Genomic DNA, 15,897 nt, shown 5'->3' on the forward strand with positions numbered 1-15,897 from the left:
CAGATATATACTGTTTTTGTGTGGTGGGGCGCGTGTTTTTTTTATACGACACCCCCCCCTGGGGGTTGTGCAACCGCGGTGTGTTACTGCCCCCCCCCCGACACCCCACTCCCTCACCGGACTTCGGTCAGCGGCACAGGGCCGTGTCCACGACGTTCTCGACGTGCTCCGAGCCGGCGGCGTCCGGCGGGACGGTGGTCACCGCGATGTTGACGGCGCGGCCGTCGTCCGTCGCCCCGCCCCGGGTCTCGTAGCCGGGGATGTCGCCGCCGTGGCCCCAGTAGACGCCGCCGCAGGACAGCGGCCGGCTGATGAGCCCCAGGCCGTAGGCGGCGCCGCTGTCGCCGATGGGGACGGTGGTGCGCATCTGGGCGAGCTGGGCCGGTTGCAGGAGGCGGCCGCCGAGGAGGGCGGTGAAGAACTGGTTGACGTCGGAGTTGGTGGAGATCATCTGGCCCGCCGCCCCGCCCGCGGAGGGGTCCAGCTCGGTGAAGTCGATCAGGTGCCCGTCGGCCGCGTCCTTGCGGTAGCCCTGGGGGTGGGCCTCGCGGATGGTCCGGTCGCCCTGGGCGGGGTAGTAGGTGTGTCGCAGGCCGAGGGGCTTGATGATGCGCTGGTCGATCTGCTCGGCGATGGGGCGGCCGGTGACCTTCTGGACGACCAGGCCGGCGAGCACGTAGTTGGTGCTGCTGTACTTGAAGCTCGCCCCCGGGGCGAAGTCGGCCTTGTGCTGGAAGGCGATGTCCAGCAGGTCGCGCGGCTCGAAGTACCGGTGCTGGAGGGAGGGTTCGTCGAGGTATCCCTCGTAGTCCGGGAGTCCGCTGGTGTGCTGGAGGAGCTGACGGACCGTGGTGTGGCGCCCGTCGATGCCGTCGCCGCGGACCAGGCCGGGGAGGTAGGTCTCGACGGGCTCGTCGAGGCCGATCTTCCCCTCGCCGACCAGCTGCAGCACGACCACCGCCGTGAACGTCTTGGTGTTGCTGCCGATCCGCACCTGGCCGTCGACCGGCACCTTCGCGCGGGTGGTGACGTCGCCGACCCCCGCGGTGTAGGTGCGGGTGCGGCCGTCACGGCCCTGGACGCTGGCCAGCGCGGCGGGCAGGCCGTCGTCGCGGACCAGCGCGTTCAGCCCCTGCTGGACGCTGTCCGGGCGGGGGGCGGCGGCGGCCGTGGACGGCGCCAGGGCGGTGCCCGCGGTCATGACGCCGACGGCCACCGCGGCCGCCGCCGCCACGACGACCCCGCGCCGACCGGCCTGCGGGCGCCGGGAGGAAGGCCCGGAGGAAAGCCGGGACGAACGCCAGGAGGAAGGTCGGGAGGAAAGCGGCTGCCACATCTGCTCACGCACGAGTCAACTCCGGTGCAATCAAGGGGAGGCCGGGAAGTCCTCCCCGGCTGTGATCGCCAGTCTGCTCGGGCGGCCCGCCGATGACCTCCCTCGACCGGGGGAGCACTTTCTCCCACGTTTCCGCGATGCGCACCGACCGCCCCGCACGCCGATCCCCCCGCGCACCGACCGTCCCGTACGCCGACGAGGGGCCGGCCCGCCGGGGGAGCGGGCCGGCCCCTCGGGCCTGGTCGGGCGGTCGTGGCCGCCCGGTCGTGTTCAGCCGGTCGCGCCGACCGTTACTCGGTCAGCATCTTCTCGCCGGCGTCCGGCAGCTTGGCGCCGTTCTTGTCGAAGAACTGCCACGACGTCACCTTCTTGCCCGGCTGCTCGGGGACCACCAGCCGCTGGTACGGGGAGTCCCCGACGGCCTTCAGCCACGGCTCCATGACCGTGCCGTCCGACCAGGTCACCAGGACCTTGCCGACGTCCGGGCCGAGGGCCATCACGGCGAGCTTGATCGGGAGCGGACCGGGCGTGCCGGACTTGTCCCGGGCGCCCATCAGGCCGCCGCTGAACGTGTCGGCCATCCGCGGGTCGAGGTGGCCCGGCGCCGGGTAGCTGCCCGCGTTGTCGTGCGGCTGGCGCACCCCGTCCAGGGTGACGTAGTCGTTCACGACGTCCTCGTTGGGCTGCCAGTACTGCTGGACGTACGCCTCCGTCGGCTTGTCGAGCGAGGGGTCGACGGCGTGGCGCTCCTCCCAGACGGCCACCGCCTGCTCGTACGCCCGCTCCTTCGGGGCGACCGGCCAGAGCGCCGTCCAGAGCTTCCACGTCTTGCCGTCGGGGGTGTTGCCCTGGGCGAGCGTCACCCGGACCGGGGTGAACGGGTCCCGCTCGGCCGTCGCCGTGCCGGACGGCTGGGCGGCCGGGCCGCCCCCGGTGCCGCCGCCGGGACCGCCGTTGGCCGGGACGAGCGCCTGGGCGCCGCTGCTCGCGGGGGAGCTGTGCAGACCCGCCATCGTCCCGCCGCCCAGCACCACCACCGAGGCCAGCGCGAGCGCGCCGACCACCGACCGGCGACGGCGCCGGATCCGGCGGCCGCCCGCCATGATGTCCGCCATCGGCGCCGGGCTGATCGTGGCCCCGGCCGCCACGTCCGCCAGGCCGAGTCCGACCCACACGTCGCTGTCGTCGCCCGCCGCGCCCATGCCGACCGTCCCGCCGTTGCCGCCCGCGCTCATACCGCACCTCCGATGCTCGTCATGCCCTTGATTTCCTTCAGCGCTGCGGCCCCCCGCAGTCTCGCGATCCCCTTGGCCGCGTGGCTGCGCACGGCGCCCGTCGAGCAGCCCATCGCCTCGGCGGCCTGACTGTCGCTCAGGTCCTCCCAGTAGCGCAGCACCACGGCCTCGCGCTGGCGGGCCGGCAGGGCGGCCAGCGCCGTCATCAGCGCGCCGCGCTGGTCGGAGCGGGCGTAGCAGTCCTCCGCTCCGGCCTCGTCCGGCACGGCGTACACCAGCAGCTCCGGCGCGCGGCGGCGCCAGCGGCGGGCGTGTTCGTTCACCAGGATCCGCCGCACGTAGCTGTGCGGATCGCCGGCCCGTCGCACCTTCGCCCAGGCCGCGCAGGCCTTCTCCGCCGCGGACTGCACCAGGTCCTCGGCCGCGTACTGCTCCCCGGCCAACAGGTACGCCGTTCGCAGCAGCCGTGGCCAGGCCCCGACGATGAACGCCTGGAACTCCTCGTCCCGGTCGGTCTTCGTGCCTCCCATGAGCACCTCCTCACCCACCTAGAGCCCGGAAGCGGCCCAAAGCGCTTACTCCCTCCGATCACCAAACCGGTTGGCGTCCCCCAGAGGCGTCGATACGATCCGCGGATGATCCTCTCCCATGACGTATCTCATGACCTGCCGGGCGACCGCCCCACCGTGGTGCTGCTGCACTCGTCCGTGTGCGATCGGAGGATGTGGGACCCGCAGTGGCAGGGGCTGGTCGACGCGGGCTACCGGGTGATCCGGGGCGACTTCCGGGCCTTCGGCGACACACCGCCGGCCGACGCCCCGTACAGCGACGCGCAGGACGTGCTGGCGCTCCTCGACCACCTGGGCGTCGAGAGCACCGCGCTGATCGGCGCCTCGTACGGGGGGAAGGTCGCCATGGACGTGGCGGCGCTGCGCCCCGGGGCCGTCACCGCGCTGGCCCTGCTCTGCTCCGGGGCGGCCGAGCACGTCGCCGGCGACGCCCTGATGGCCTTCGCCGCGCGGGAGCGGGAACTCCTCGCGACCGGGGACGTCGAGGGCGCCGTCGAGCTCAACGTCGAGACCTGGCTCGGCCCGGAGGCGGGCGACGAAGCCCGCGAACTCGTCCGCCGGATGCAGCGGCGCGCCTTCGAGGTGCAGGCGGACGCCGAGATCGGCCCCACCGACGACGAAGCGGACCTCTCCCGGATCACGGCGCCCTGCCTGGTCGTGACCGGCGGCCACGACGTGGACGACTTCCGGCAGATCGCCGACTCCTTGGCGACCCGGATCCCCGGCGCCCGCCGGCTCGAACTGTCCTGGGCCGGCCACTTCCCCGGCCTCGAACGGCCCGAGGAGACCTTCGAGTTGCTCACCGGATTCCTCCGCGAGACGGCGTAGGCGCTCCGAGAAGCGCTGCCTCAGCCGACGGAGTCGCGCCGGTCGGGGCAGGGCGGGTCGGGGCAGGGCGGGTCGGGGCAGGGCGGGTCAGGGCAGGGCGGGTCAGGGTAGGACGGATCGGGGCAGGCTTGGCCGGGGAAGGCCGCGTCGGGATCGTCCAGCAGCAACTCCAACAGCGGTACGGCCGACTCCAGTTGGCGGCACTGCTGCGGGGTGAGCCGCGCGCTGCGGCGGGCCAGCAGGGCGGAGCGCTCCCGGCGGATCCGGGTGATCGCCGCCAGGCCGGCCGGGGTGAGTTCGAGCAGCTGGGAGCGGCCGTCCAGCGGGTCGGGGGTCTTGGCGATCAGGCCGTCGGCGGTCAGCGGGGCGATCGTGCGGAGCACGGACGGCACGGCCACCCCCTCCCGCGCGGCGAGTTCGCCGAGCCGCAGCGGGCCGTGCACCTCCACCCGGGCCAGGGCGGAGAGTTGGGCGACGGTGAGGTCCTGGCCGCCGGAGGCGCGGGCCATCTGCCGGTTGAGTCGGCCGATCGCCAGGCGCAGCCGGACGACGGCCTCGGCGGAGAGACCGGCCCCGGCCCCGGCCTCGGCCTCGGCGTCGGTCGCGGTGTCGGCGCCGGTCGCGGCATCGTGCCCGGTCATGGCCTGCGGGCCTTTCCGCGCGGTGCGGGCCGGCCTACACCGGGCCGTTCAGCGGGCCCGCCCGCGCCCGGCCGGGCGCGGCGGGTGTGGCGCGGCCCGGTCCGCTCGCGGACCAGCGAGGCCGCCGCGGCGACCAGCGACATGGCGATCGCCAGCCAGAACACCACGACCAGGCCGTCGTGGAAGGGGCCCGAGATCAGTTGCGGGAAGAACTCCCGGCCGGTCAGCGTCCGGGCGTTGGCCGCCGGCAGCATGCCGAGCACGTGCGGGCCCAGCAGCTGCTGGATCGGGTTGTACCCGAGGAACGCGGCGAAGAGCGTGCCGACCGGTGGCAGCGAGGCGATGGTGTGCGCGTCGGCGGCGGGCACGCCCTGCGCGGTCAGTCCGGCGGTGAGGGTGTGTGGCAGCGAGCCGGCCAGGCCGGCCACCATCAGCGAGAAGAAGACGCCGATCGAGAGCACCATGCCGGCGTTCTGGAAGGTGGCCCGCATGCCGGAGGCGGCGCCGCGGGCCTCGGCCGGCACGCTCGACATGATCAGCGAGGTGTTGGGGGCCGCGAACAGGCCGCCGCCCAAGCCGTTGAGGAACACCAGGACGGCGAACCACGGGTAGCCGAAGTCGGTGGGCAGGAGCAGCAGTCCGGCGAAGGACAGGGCCATCACCACCAGTCCACCGGAGGCGAACAGCCGGGCCCCGGCCCGGTCGGAGAGGTAGCCCGAGACCGGCCCGGCGGCCAGGAAGCCGACGGTCAGCGGGACGAGGTAGATGCCCGCCCACAGGGGGGTGTCGGCGTAGTCGTAGCCGTGCAGCGGCAGCCAGATGCCCTGCAGCCAGATGATCAGCATGAACTGGAGGCCGCCGCGGGCGATCGAGCCCAGCAGGGTGGCCGCGTTGCCGCCGGCGAAGACCGGGTCGCGGAACAGCGCCAGCGGGAACATCGGCTCGGCGACCCTGGACTCGACCAGGCAGAAGGCGATCAGCAGCGCCACGCCGCCGAACAGCCCGCCCATCACCCAGGGGCTGGTCCAGCCCATGGTGTGGCCGCCGTAGGGCTGGATGCCGTAGGTGATCGCGGCGAGCAGGGCGGTCAGGCCGACGGCGAAGGTGACGTTGCCCCACCAGTCGATCCGGGCGGGCCGCCGTACGCCGGTCTCGCGCAGCGACCGGTAGGCCCAGACCGTGCCGAGGATGCCGATCGGCATGTTGACCCAGAAGATCGACCGCCAGTTCCACTCGGCCAGCAGCCCGCCCAGCACCAGGCCGATGAAGGAGCCGGCGATGCCCGCGACGATGTTCACCCCCAGCGCCATGCCGCGCCGGTGGGCCGGGAACGCGTCGGTGATGATCGCGGCCGAGTTGGCCATCAGCATCGAGCCGCCGATCGCCTGCACCACCCGCCAGCCGATCAGCCACAGCGCGCCCGGCCCGCCGTGCAGCGGGTCGAGGGAGAGGGCCACCGAGGTGAGGGTGAAGATCAGGAAGCCGGCGTTGTAGATCCGGACCCGGCCGTGGATGTCGCCCAGTCTGCCGAGGGTGACCACCAGGACGGCGGTGACCAGCATGTAGCCCATCAGCATCCACAACAGGTAGCTGACGTTGCCGGGTTGGAGCGGGTCGAGGCCGATGCCGTTGAAGATCGCGGGGAGGGAGATCAGGACGATCGAGGCGTTGACGGTGGCGATCAGGGTGCCGAGCGTGGTGTTGGAGAGGGCGACCCACTTGTACCGGGGATGGTCCGCCGCCACGGCTCCGCGGACCGCGCGGACGGGCCGGCGCCTGCCGTTGTTCGGGATCTTCGTCGCCACCGCTGCCCCCAGGTGAGTGGCAGACCGGGGCCGCCAGTCGGAGAGTACTTCGATAGCTTTCGCTAACTAACGATAGTCCGACCACCCCACTGCCGGTAGCCCGCAGGCGTCCCGGAGGCCGCCACCGGCCGCTGGCCGCCGGCCATCGGTCCGCTCCCGCGCTGCCGGGAGCCCGGCGGCCGGTTCGTGCTCGCGGGCCCGCGTTCGCCGACCCGGCTGCTTTCCGACGCGTCGCATGCACATTTCCGCCACATTCCCGCAGTGCTGCGCCGCCTTTCGCGGCGCCGGATGTCCGAATTGCCTGACCGGGGCGGCTTCGTGTCGAATTCCTTGACATGACCACCTTCTCGTTTTCGTCTGTCGCAAGTAAAACTTCGCAAAGAATGGCTCTCCACAGGGGGGTCGCTGACCTGCGCAATCAACATATTGTTGCAGCTCAGAGGCCTGATGATCACCCTTCGCCATACGGGTGTAACCGGTCGTGTCCGCGCCGACCGGCATTCCGCAGGAGTACGGTTCCGGAGGAATCGCCGGGCGTGCTCGCGAGTAAAGCCGAGCAGCCTTGCGGGACTATTCGCCATGCCGTGAAAAGCCGTACCGGGAATTGGTGCGAAGTATGGGTCAGAAAAAGGGTGAGCCGGGGGCCTCGGGGGCCGCCCGCCCGATATCCCTCAAGTTAGCCGTCGAAGTCCTGCGCGGCGTCGCGCAGGTGGACTTCATGCCGTCCGCCGTCTGCGGCCTGTTCTTCGTGGCCGCACTTTTCGCGGCCGGCTGGCGCTACGGCGTCTACGGCCTGCTCGGCAGCGCCGTCGGAACCGCCGTCGCGTACGGCCTGCGGCTGGCGCGCGACGCCGTCGAGGCCGGGCTGCACGGCTACAACGGCTGCCTGGTGGCGCTGGGGTGCGCGGTGTTCCTCGGCCCCGACCACCCCGCCACCGTCGCGGCGGCCGTCCTCGGCGCCGTCGTCGCCGTGGTGGTCACCGCGGGCCTCGGCGCGGTGCTCGACAGCTGGAAACTGCCCGCGCTCACCGCGCCGTTCTGCCTGGTCGCCACCGCGACGACGGCCGCGGCGCCCGGCTTCCGCCACCTGTGGCACGGCACCGGCGCCCCGACCGCCCTGGCCGGGCCGGCCGCCGGCCCGACCGGGCTGACCTGGGACCAGCTGTGGCACGGGTTCTTCGCCAACATCGGCCAGATCTTCTTCATGCCCCAGTGGTACGTCGGCCTGCTGTTCCTGGCCGGCATCTTCGCGGCCAGCCGCCCGGCCGGCCTGCTGGCCTGCGCGGGCAGCGCGACCGGGCTGCTCACCGCCTGGGCGCTCGGCGCGCCCGCCGACGCCGTCGGCCAGGGGCTGCTCGGGTACAGCGGGGTGCTCGTCGCGATGGCGCTGTGCGGCGTGTTCGTCGCCCCCGGCGGGTGGAGCGCGGCCTACGCCGTCCTCGGCGCGGCCGCCGCGACCGTCCTGACCCCGGCGCTGGCCGCCGCCACCGCGCCGTTCGGCGGCCACGCCTTCACCTGGCCGTTCGTCCTGACCACCATGCTGTTCCTGGCGGCGGTGCCGGCCATTCCCCGGCTGCGCAGAGTCTGACCGGGTTTCGGTAGCCCGAATTCCCGCCCGTGACAGGCGTGTTCATTCGGAGTTCCTGCGGAGTTCCCTCGGAAAGGAAGAGTGATTCCCGTGAATCTCGCCCCGCGTGAGATGGACAAGCTGTACATCTACGTCGTGGCCGATCTGGCCCGCAAACGCCGCGACCGCGGTGTGAAACTGAACTACAGCGAGGCCTGCGCGCTGATCAGCGAGGCGATCATGGAGGGCGCCCGGGACGGGCGCACCGTCGCCGAGTGCATGGAGATCGGCAAGCAGGTCGTCAGCGGCGAGGACGTCATGCCCGGCGTCCGCGAGATGCTGCCGCTGCTCCAGGTCGAGGCCGCGTTCCTGGACGGCACCAAGCTGGTCTCCTGCCACGACCCGGTGGGTGCCTGAGCCATGACGGTACGTCAGGCGGAAGCGGCGACCGGTCCGGCGCCCGCGCCGACCTCGGCCCCGACGCCCGCCGCCACGGTGGTGCTGGCCGGCGGGCACGAGAGCGACGGCGGCCGGGACCTGGCCGCCCTGGTGGAGCGCGAGCCCGCCGTCCACGCCGCGGCCGCCGCCGGCCGGGCGCTCGGCGAGGCCGTCCGCTCGGCGCTGGCCGCCACCGACGGCCCGGTGTGCGTCGTCCCGATGACGCTGGGCCGCGACCCGAAGCTGGTGGCCGACACCGCCCGGGCGCTGCGCTGGCTGGCCGCAGGGGAGGGGCGCGGACGACTCGCCCTGACCGGGGCGTTCGGCGGCAAGGACCACCTCGTCGGCTGGCTGCGGGCCGCGGCCTCCGCCGCCCCCGGGCCCGACGGCGCCGTGCTGGTCACCGCCCCGGCGGCCGGCCCCTTCGAGGACGCGGACCTGTTCCGGATCGCCCGGCTGGTCCGCCAGTACGGCCACCACCGCTGGGTCGAGGTGGCCTTCGCGGGCGGCGACCCCGACCTCGCCGAGGGCGCCGAACGCTGCCGGCTGCTCGGCGCCCGCGAAGTGACGGCCGTCCCGGCCTCGTTCGGACCGGCGCTGCGCACCGAACTGCCCGGGGTGCGGGACGGCGGACCGCTGCTGCGGCCGTCCGCGATCGCCGGCGTCGTCGCGGCCCGCACCGCGGCGGCCCTGCACCTGCTCGGCCACGGCGAGGACGGCATCCTGGCCGGCCTCGACGCCGAGCACGGGCACGGCTACGCCCACAGCCACGGCCCCGGCGGGGACCACTCGCACTCGGACTCGCATGGGCACGGGCACGGGCACACCCATGGCCACGGGCACGGCCACAGCCACGGTGCCACCGACGGACACACCCACGGCCACACACATCACTGAACCGACAGAGAGGAAGGGCCCGCCATGTCTGGTGGCGCCACGTACCTGTACGGCGACGACCCGGTGGAGATCAACGCCGGTCGCGCCCAGGTCACCATCACGGTCAGCAACACCGGCGACCGGGCGATCCAGGTCGGCTCGCACTACCACTTCTTCGAGGCCAACCGCGCCCTCGACTTCGACCGCAACGCCGCCTACGGCAAGCACCTGGACATCCCGGCCGGCACCGCCGTCCGCTTCGAGCCGGGCGACACCAAGGACGTCACGCTCGCCGAGTTCGGCGGCCACGGCCGCCTGATCGGCTTCAGCAACCTCGTCGACGGCGGCATCAGGTCGGCCGACACCCGCGCCCGGGCGATCGACCGGGCGATCGCCCTCGGGTTCAAGGGCACCAACCTCGACCACAAGGAAGGCGACCGCTGATGGCCACGCTGTCCCGCAAGCAGTACACCGATCTCTTCGGGCCCACCGTCGGCGACCGCTTCCACCTCGCCGACACCAACCTCGTCGTCGAGATCGAGAAGGACTTCAACCAGGGCCACTACGGCGACGAGGCCGTCTACGGCGGCGGCAAGGGCATCCGCGACGGCATGGCCCAGGACCCGGCCGCCACCTCCGCCCAGGGCGCGCTGGACCTGGTGATCACCAACGTCGTCGTGATGGACGCCGTCCTCGGCGTGGTCAAGGGCGACATCGGCGTCAAGGACGGCTTCATCACCGCCGTCGGCAAGGCCGGCAACCCGCACACCCAGAGCGGCGTGCACCCCCGGCTGGTCATCGGCCCCGGCACCGAGGTGATCTCCGGCGAGCACCTGATCGCCACCGCCGGCGGCATCGACACCCACATCCACTTCATCGCCCCGCAGCAGGTGCAGGAGGCGCTGAGCAACGGCATCACCACCCTCATCGGTGGCGGCACCGGCCCCTCCGACGGCACCAACGGCACCACCTGCACTCCCGGCCCGTGGAACATCCACCGGATGTACCAGGCGGTCGAGGACCTCCCGGTCAACGTCGGCCTCCTCGGCAAGGGCAACGGCTCGCTGCCCGGCGCCCTGCGCGAGCAGGTCGAGGCCGGCGTCTGCGGCCTCAAGGTGCACGAGGACTGGGGCAGCACCCCCGCCGCCATCGACAGCGCGCTCGGCGTCGCCGACGAGTACGACGTCCAGGTGGCCATCCACACGGACACCCTCAACGAGGGCGGCTTCTTCGAGGACACCCTCTCCGCCATCGACGGCCGCACCATCCACACCTTCCACACCGAGGGCGCGGGCGGCGGCCACGCCCCCGACATCATGCGGATCGCCGGAGAGCCCAACGTCCTGCCGTCCTCCACCAACCCCACGCTGCCCTACACCGTCAACTCGGTCGACGAACTGCTGGACATGGTGATGGTCTGCCACCACCTCAGCCACGACATCCCCGAGGACGTCTCCTTCGCCGACTCCCGGGTCCGCGCCGAGACGATCGCCGCCGAGACCGTCCTGCACGACGAGGGCGTCATCTCGATCTTCTCCTCGGACTCGCAGGCGATGGGCCGGATCGGGGAGTCCTTCACCCGCGCCTTCCAGACCGCCCACCACTGCAAGGACCAGCGCGGCAAGCTCGACGGCGACACCGAGCGCAACGACAACTTCCGCGTCCTGCGCTACCTCGCCAAGCTCACCATCAACCCGGCCATCGCCTCCGGCACCGCCGACCACATCGGCTCGCTGGAGAGCGGCAAGCTCGCCGACATCGTGCTCTGGCCGATCAACTCCTTCGGCGCCAAGCCCAAGATGGTCATCAAGGGCGGCGTCATCAACTGGGCGCTGATGGGCGACCCGAACGCCTCGCTGCCCACCCCGCAGCCGGTCTACTACCGCCCGATGTACGGCGCGCTCGGCCGGGCCAAGCAGGCCACCCGGGTCTCCTTCATGTCGCAGGCCGCCATCGACCTCGGCGTCCCGGCCCAACTCGGGCTGGACAGCCGGGTCCTGCCCGTGCGGCGCTGCCGCTCGGTCGGCAAGCAGCACATGGTCCGCAACGACGCGCTGCCGAAGATCGCCGTCGACCCGGAGACCTACAAGGTCACCCTGGACGGCGAGCCGGCCACCATCGAGCCCGCCCGCGAACTCCCGCTCAACCACCTGTTCTACCTCGCGTGAGCGGCGCTTCGGGGCTCGGCTCTTCGGGGTCCGGTTCGTCGGGGTCCGGTTCGTCGGGGCCCGGCTCTCCCGGGCTCGGGGGAGGCCTCGACGCCCTGCTGGTCAGCCTCCAGCTGACCGACTCGGCCTTCCCCAGCGGCTTCTACACCCTCTCGCACGGCCTGGAGGGCTACGCCCAGGCCAAGGCCGTCACCGCGGACACCATGCCCGACCTGCTCACCGACCTGCTGCGCCACTCGGTCGGCCCCGGCGACGCCACCGCGCTCGCCCTCGCCCACGGCGCCGCCCGGGCCGGCGACTGGGGCCTGCTGGTCGAGGTGGACCAGCGGCTGCACGCCACCAAGCTCAACCGCGAGCTGCGCCTGGCCTCCACCCGGACCGGGCGCCAACTCCTCGACATCGCCCGGGAGTCGATCGGCGGCGAACCGCTGGACCGGTACGCCGAACTGGTCGCCGCCAAGCAGGCCCCCGGTTCCCAGCCGGTGGCCGCCGGAGTCGCCTACGCCTCCGCCGCCGTGCCCGTCGACCAGGCCGTCGCCAGCGACCTGTTCGCCTTCTGCACCAGCTTCGTCGGCGCCGCCCTGCGGCTGCGGCTGACCGACCACCGCAAGGCGCAGGTGGTGCTGCGGGCCACGGCGCCGGTGATCGAGGAGACCGTACGGGCCGCCCTCGCCCGGGAGTTGGACGACCTGGGCGGGTGCGTGCCGGTCGCCGACGCGATGTCCGGACGGCACGAACGGGCCGAGGCCCGGCTGTTCGCCAGCTGAACCGCGTCCGGGAGGTGCGGGCGGGCACGGGAGTGCCGCGGCTCCCGCTCCTCCCGGACGCAGAACCAACGTCACACCGCATCAGAAGGAGACAGCAATGACCGAGAACGTGCTCCGCGTGGGCATCGGCGGGCCGGTCGGCTCCGGCAAGACGGCGCTCATCGAGGCCCTCGTCCCGGTGCTGATCGCCAACGGCCACCGCCCGGCGGTCATCACCAACGACATCTACACCCAGGAGGACGCGCAGCACGTGCGTCGCACCCTGGCCGGCGTCCTCGACCCCGAGCGGGTCGTCGGCGTCGAGACCGGCGCCTGCCCGCACACCGCCGTCCGGGACGACCCGACGATGAACCTCGCGGCCGGCGCCGAGATGCTGGAGCGCTTCCCCGACGTCGACACCCTGCTGTTCGAGTCCGGCGGCGACAACCTCACGCTGACCTTCAGCCCCGTCCTGGTCGACCTCTTCCTCTTCGTCCTGGACACCGCCGAGGGCGAGAAGATGCCCCGCAAGCGCGGCCCGGGCATCACCGAGTCCGACCTGCTGGTCATCAACAAGATCGACATCGCCCAGTACGTCCGCGCGGACCTCGGCATCATGGAGTCCGACGCCCACCGCGTCCGCGAGGGCGGGCCGGTCGTGCTCACCAACTGCCTCACCGGGCACGGGCTGGACGAGATCGCCACCTTCCTGGAGACCTTCCGCAAGGTCCCGGCATGACCGTCACCGCGGCCGCGGGGGAAGCGGTTGCGGGGGAGGCCGCCGAGGCCGCCGTGCCCCGGCTCGATCCGCGGCACTACGAGCCGGCCCGCGTCCCGTACGCCGTCCGCCGGTACGCCGGGACGCCCAACACCCTGGGTGTCGGGCGCCCCGGCAAGGTCGGCCTGCTGGAGCTGGCCTTCGAACGGATCGGCGAACGCACCGAACTCACCGGCCACTACCAGAAGTCGCCGCTGCAGATCATGCGCCCGCTCTACTTCGACCCGGCCCGCCCGGACCTCGCCGTCACCTTCCTGATGTCCACCGGCGGCGGCATCCTCCAGGCCGACCGGCTCCGCACCGACCTGCGCTGCGGCGCCGACACCGCGACCCACCTCACCACCCAGGCGGCCACCAAGGTCTACCGGATGGAGTTCGACTACGCGACGCAGCTGGTCAACCTGGACGCCGGCCCCCGCGCCTACGTCGAGTACCTGCCCGAGCCCGTCATCCCCTTCGTCGACTCCCGGCTCTACCAGCGCACCGTCCTCACCGTCGACCCCACCGCCACCGTGCTGGCCGGCGAGACCGTCCTCGCCGGCCGCCTCGCCCGGGGCGAGCGCAACGCCTACCAGGTGTTCGCCTCCGACCTCGAAGTGCGGCGCCCCGACGGTCAGTTGATCGCCCTCGACACCGTCCGGCTGGAGCCCCCGGAGGCCGGTGTGACCGGCCCGGCGGTCCTGGCCGGCCACGACGTCATGGCGAGCCTCTACGTCGTCACTCCGCTCGCCCCCGCCGCGCAGGTCGCCGACACCCTGCACGAGGCCCTGGCCGGCAGCGGCCTGCTCCACGGCGTCAGCGTCCTCCCGCACGACAGCGGCGCCTGGCTCCGCCTGCTCGGCTCCGACACCCGCGCCTGCGCCGCCGCCCAGCGCACCGCCTGGGACGCCGTCCGCCGGCTCCTCATCGGCGCCCCGGCCCCGGCCCTGCGCAAGACCTGACCCCGCTCCGTATCTCCCCGCACGTCCCCGCACCTCCCCGAAGCGTCCCGGCGCCTCGGGGAGGGGGCGCGAGGGGGCGCGAGGGGCCGAGGGCGGCCCCGGATGCAGCCGGACCGGCCTGGTCGCAGCATGGAACCGGAGGTTCTCATGCACCGACCCACGTTCGGACCTTCCCCGCCCGACCCCGCATCCGACCCCGCATCCGACCCGGCATCCGGCCCGGCATCCGGCCCGGCAGCCGCCCCGGCATCCGACCCCGACCCCGCCCCCGCCCCCGGTCCCGGTCCGGGGCCGGGACGCCAGGGCCGGGGCGGTCTGCGGTCCGGTTCGGTCTTCCTCTCGTTCGTCCCGTGGATCGTCTTCGACGTCATCGCCGGGCCGAGCACCTGGAAACTGGCGGCCCTGACGGCGCTGGTCGCCGCGCTCGTCGTCGCCCTGCCGGACGCGTGCCACCATGCGCCCAAGGTGCTCACCATCGTCGGCGTGGTCTTCTTCGCCGTGCTCTGCGTACTGGGCCTGGTGCTCGACCGGCACAGCCTGGTCTGGCTGGAGACCTACGCGCAGGTGCTGTCCAGCGGCGTGCTCGCGGCGGTGGCCCTGGGATCGCTGGCGTTCACCCCGTTCACCGAGCAGTACGCCCGGGAGTCCACGCCGCCGGAGGTCTGGGGCACGCCGCGGTTCCGGCGCACCAACCGGTTGCTGACCGCGCTCTGGGGCACGGTCTTCCTGATCACGGCGCTCCTGGGGCTGGCGGCCCTGCACGTCGGCTCGGCGAAGGACTGGCTGACCTGGGTCATCCCGGTGATCCTGCTGGTGCTGGCGTTCCGGATCACCCGCTGGTACCCCGAGCACGTGCGCGAACAGGCCCGGCGCGGTCGGTGAGCAGCAGCACACCCGGGGGGCGTCCGGGCGCCGCGACGGCGGGATTCACCCGGTCGGGTGGATCCGGTGGGACCGCTCCCGGGCGGGCGAGGGCCGGCTGGATAGTGAGGAGGCAGTCGCATTCCTCGCTGTTCGCGTTCTCAACTCGCTTCAAGGGGATGACACATGGTCGGTACGGCGCACCGGAGCACCGGTGTGGAGGGGGTGGAGGGCGGCGTCGGTCTGACGGCCCTCCTGGTCGCCGCGGCACGCGCGATCGAGACCCACCGGCACGACACTTTGGCGCAGGACGTCTACGCGGAACACTTCGTGCTCGCCGCGCCGGCGTCCGCGGGCTGGCCGGTCCGGATGCACCAGGTGCCGGACGGGGACGCGAACCCGCTGTGGGGGCGGTTCGCGCGCTACTTCGGTCTGCGGACGAGGGTCCTCGACGACTTCCTGCTCCGGTCGGTGCACTCGGGCGCCCGTCAAGTGGTCCTGCTCGGCGCCGGGTTGGACACGCGGGCGTTCCGGCTCGACTGGCCTCCCGGCTGCACGGTCTTCGAGGTCGACCGGGAGGGCGTACTGGCCTTCAAGCACGGGGTGCTCGGCGGGCTGTCGGCCTCCCCGAAGGCGGCGCGCGTCCCGGTCGCCGCCGACCTGTGCACCGACTGGGCCGCAGCGCTGACCGAGGCCGGCTTCGACGCGGCCGTGCCGAGCGTCTGGCTGGCGGAGGGGCTGCTCTTCTACCTGCCCAACGGCGTGGAGACGCAACTCATCGACACGGTCGGCCGGTTGAGCGCGGGCGGCAGCGCCATGGCGTACGAGGTCAAGCTGGAGAAGAGCCTGTTGGACTACCGCGAGAGCCCGCTCTACACCTCGACGAAGCACCAGATCGGCATCGACCTGCTCGATCTGTTCGACGCAGAGCCGCGGCCCGACTCCGCGGGCGCCCTGGCCGGCAAGGGCTGGATCACCTCGGTCCACACCCCCTTCGACTTCACCCACCAGCACGGACGCGGCCCCCTGCCCGAGCCGAACGACGCGCTGGAGGGCAACCGCTGGGTGTTCGCGCACAAGCCCCGGGTGTAGGTGTGGGGAGGGCGGC

16 protein-coding genes are annotated in these 15,897 nt (G+C 72.8%); 11 read left to right on the forward strand and 5 right to left on the reverse strand.

All coding sequences use genetic code 11. The annotated features are described in order from the left end of the window. Positions 1-127 precede the first annotated feature (127 nt). The 3 genes from ACFV6D_RS04940 to ACFV6D_RS04950 all read right to left on the reverse strand — a co-directional run bounded on the left by ACFV6D_RS04940 (position 128) and on the right by ACFV6D_RS04950 (position 3,101). Positions 128-1,201 (reverse strand): serine hydrolase domain-containing protein, encoded by a 1,074-nt coding sequence (locus ACFV6D_RS04940; RefSeq protein ID WP_380558520.1) that lies wholly within the window; start codon positions 1,199-1,201, stop codon positions 128-130. A 425-nt stretch (positions 1,202-1,626) separates the two neighbouring features. Next, entirely contained in the window at positions 1,627-2,571 is a 945-nt protein-coding gene (locus ACFV6D_RS04945; protein WP_380558431.1) for a hypothetical protein, read from the reverse strand. Continuing rightward, positions 2,568-3,101, reverse strand: a complete 534-nt coding sequence (locus ACFV6D_RS04950; RefSeq protein WP_063349820.1) for a SigE family RNA polymerase sigma factor — start codon at positions 3,099-3,101, stop codon at positions 2,568-2,570. The genes ACFV6D_RS04945 and ACFV6D_RS04950 overlap by 4 nt, the downstream gene beginning before the upstream one ends. A 105-nt stretch (positions 3,102-3,206) precedes the next feature. Between ACFV6D_RS04950 and ACFV6D_RS04955 the strand changes: the two genes are divergently transcribed. After that, positions 3,207-3,968 (forward strand): alpha/beta fold hydrolase, encoded by a 762-nt coding sequence (locus tag ACFV6D_RS04955; RefSeq protein WP_380423765.1) that lies wholly within the window; start codon positions 3,207-3,209, stop codon positions 3,966-3,968. Between the two features lie 20 nt (positions 3,969-3,988). On the opposite strand, the gene ACFV6D_RS04960 is transcribed toward ACFV6D_RS04955, so the two are convergent. After that, complete coding sequence (locus ACFV6D_RS04960; RefSeq protein ID WP_380423764.1) at positions 3,989-4,609, reverse strand: MarR family winged helix-turn-helix transcriptional regulator; 621 nt, start codon at positions 4,607-4,609, stop codon at positions 3,989-3,991. Then, positions 4,606-6,414, reverse strand: a complete 1,809-nt coding sequence (locus ACFV6D_RS04965) for an MFS transporter (RefSeq protein WP_380423763.1) — start codon at positions 6,412-6,414, stop codon at positions 4,606-4,608. Before ACFV6D_RS04965 ends, ACFV6D_RS04960 begins: the two co-directional genes overlap by 4 nt. A 616-nt stretch (positions 6,415-7,030) precedes the next feature. Between ACFV6D_RS04965 and ACFV6D_RS04970 the strand changes: the two genes are divergently transcribed. The 10 genes from ACFV6D_RS04970 to ACFV6D_RS05015 all read left to right on the forward strand — a co-directional run bounded on the left by ACFV6D_RS04970 (position 7,031) and on the right by ACFV6D_RS05015 (position 15,881). After that, on the forward strand, positions 7,031-8,002 hold the full coding sequence (locus ACFV6D_RS04970; RefSeq protein WP_380423762.1) for an urea transporter: 972 nt from the start codon (positions 7,031-7,033) through the stop codon (positions 8,000-8,002). 90 nt (positions 8,003-8,092) lie between these two features. After that, positions 8,093-8,398: an urease subunit gamma gene (locus ACFV6D_RS04975; protein ID WP_063349823.1), complete on the forward strand. Its 306-nt coding sequence runs from the start codon at positions 8,093-8,095 to the stop codon at positions 8,396-8,398. Positions 8,399-8,401: 3 nt separating this feature from the next. Next, on the forward strand, positions 8,402-9,316 hold the full coding sequence (locus ACFV6D_RS04980) for a sirohydrochlorin chelatase (RefSeq protein ID WP_380423761.1): 915 nt from the start codon (positions 8,402-8,404) through the stop codon (positions 9,314-9,316). 24 nt (positions 9,317-9,340) lie between these two features. Further along, positions 9,341-9,739, forward strand: a complete 399-nt coding sequence (locus ACFV6D_RS04985) for an urease subunit beta (RefSeq protein ID WP_063349825.1) — start codon at positions 9,341-9,343, stop codon at positions 9,737-9,739. Beyond that, positions 9,739-11,463 (forward strand): urease subunit alpha, encoded by a 1,725-nt coding sequence (ureC, locus tag ACFV6D_RS04990; RefSeq protein WP_063349826.1) that lies wholly within the window; start codon positions 9,739-9,741, stop codon positions 11,461-11,463. The genes ACFV6D_RS04985 and ureC overlap by 1 nt, the downstream gene beginning before the upstream one ends. Then, positions 11,460-12,230 carry an urease accessory protein UreF gene (locus ACFV6D_RS04995; RefSeq protein WP_380423760.1) on the forward strand — a complete coding sequence of 257 codons (771 nt, stop codon included), beginning with the start codon at positions 11,460-11,462 and terminating at the stop codon, positions 12,228-12,230. The genes ureC and ACFV6D_RS04995 overlap by 4 nt, the downstream gene beginning before the upstream one ends. A 97-nt stretch (positions 12,231-12,327) precedes the next feature. Next, positions 12,328-12,948 (forward strand): urease accessory protein UreG, encoded by a 621-nt coding sequence (gene ureG, locus ACFV6D_RS05000; protein ID WP_063349828.1) that lies wholly within the window; start codon positions 12,328-12,330, stop codon positions 12,946-12,948. Then, positions 12,945-13,928 carry an urease accessory protein UreD gene (locus tag ACFV6D_RS05005; protein ID WP_380423759.1) on the forward strand — a complete coding sequence of 328 codons (984 nt, stop codon included), beginning with the start codon at positions 12,945-12,947 and terminating at the stop codon, positions 13,926-13,928. The genes ureG and ACFV6D_RS05005 overlap by 4 nt, the downstream gene beginning before the upstream one ends. 147 nt (positions 13,929-14,075) lie before the next feature. After that, on the forward strand, positions 14,076-14,810 hold the full coding sequence (locus tag ACFV6D_RS05010; RefSeq protein WP_380558434.1) for a hypothetical protein: 735 nt from the start codon (positions 14,076-14,078) through the stop codon (positions 14,808-14,810). 165 nt (positions 14,811-14,975) lie between these two features. Then, on the forward strand, positions 14,976-15,881 hold the full coding sequence (locus ACFV6D_RS05015; protein WP_380423757.1) for a class I SAM-dependent methyltransferase: 906 nt from the start codon (positions 14,976-14,978) through the stop codon (positions 15,879-15,881). Positions 15,882-15,897 lie beyond the last annotated feature (16 nt).

Source organism: Kitasatospora sp. NPDC059812 (genome assembly GCF_042732075.1).
GTDB lineage: Bacteria > Actinomycetota > Actinomycetes > Streptomycetales > Streptomycetaceae > Kitasatospora.

Excerpts from the sequence above, each read along its gene's own strand:
- ACFV6D_RS04940 (WP_380558520.1), bottom strand. The coding sequence starts at position 1,201 with ATGACCGCGGGCACCGCCCTGGCGCCGTCCACGGCCGCCGCCGCCCCC.
- ACFV6D_RS04945 (WP_380558431.1), bottom strand. The coding sequence starts at position 2,571 with ATGAGCGCGGGCGGCAACGGCGGGACGGTCGGCATGGGCGCGGCGGGC.
- ACFV6D_RS04950 (WP_063349820.1), bottom strand. The coding sequence starts at position 3,101 with ATGGGAGGCACGAAGACCGACCGGGACGAGGAGTTCCAGGCGTTCATC.
- ACFV6D_RS04955 (WP_380423765.1), top strand. The coding sequence starts at position 3,207 with ATGATCCTCTCCCATGACGTATCTCATGACCTGCCGGGCGACCGCCCC.
- ACFV6D_RS04960 (WP_380423764.1), bottom strand. The coding sequence starts at position 4,609 with ATGACCGGGCACGATGCCGCGACCGGCGCCGACACCGCGACCGACGCC.
- ACFV6D_RS04970 (WP_380423762.1), top strand. The coding sequence starts at position 7,031 with ATGGGTCAGAAAAAGGGTGAGCCGGGGGCCTCGGGGGCCGCCCGCCCG.
- ACFV6D_RS04980 (WP_380423761.1), top strand. The coding sequence starts at position 8,402 with ATGACGGTACGTCAGGCGGAAGCGGCGACCGGTCCGGCGCCCGCGCCG.
- ACFV6D_RS04985 (WP_063349825.1), top strand. The coding sequence starts at position 9,341 with ATGTCTGGTGGCGCCACGTACCTGTACGGCGACGACCCGGTGGAGATC.
- ureC (WP_063349826.1), top strand. The coding sequence starts at position 9,739 with ATGGCCACGCTGTCCCGCAAGCAGTACACCGATCTCTTCGGGCCCACC.
- ureG (WP_063349828.1), top strand. The coding sequence starts at position 12,328 with ATGACCGAGAACGTGCTCCGCGTGGGCATCGGCGGGCCGGTCGGCTCC.
- ACFV6D_RS05005 (WP_380423759.1), top strand. The coding sequence starts at position 12,945 with ATGACCGTCACCGCGGCCGCGGGGGAAGCGGTTGCGGGGGAGGCCGCC.
- ACFV6D_RS05010 (WP_380558434.1), top strand. The coding sequence starts at position 14,076 with ATGCACCGACCCACGTTCGGACCTTCCCCGCCCGACCCCGCATCCGAC.
- ACFV6D_RS05015 (WP_380423757.1), top strand. The coding sequence starts at position 14,976 with ATGGTCGGTACGGCGCACCGGAGCACCGGTGTGGAGGGGGTGGAGGGC.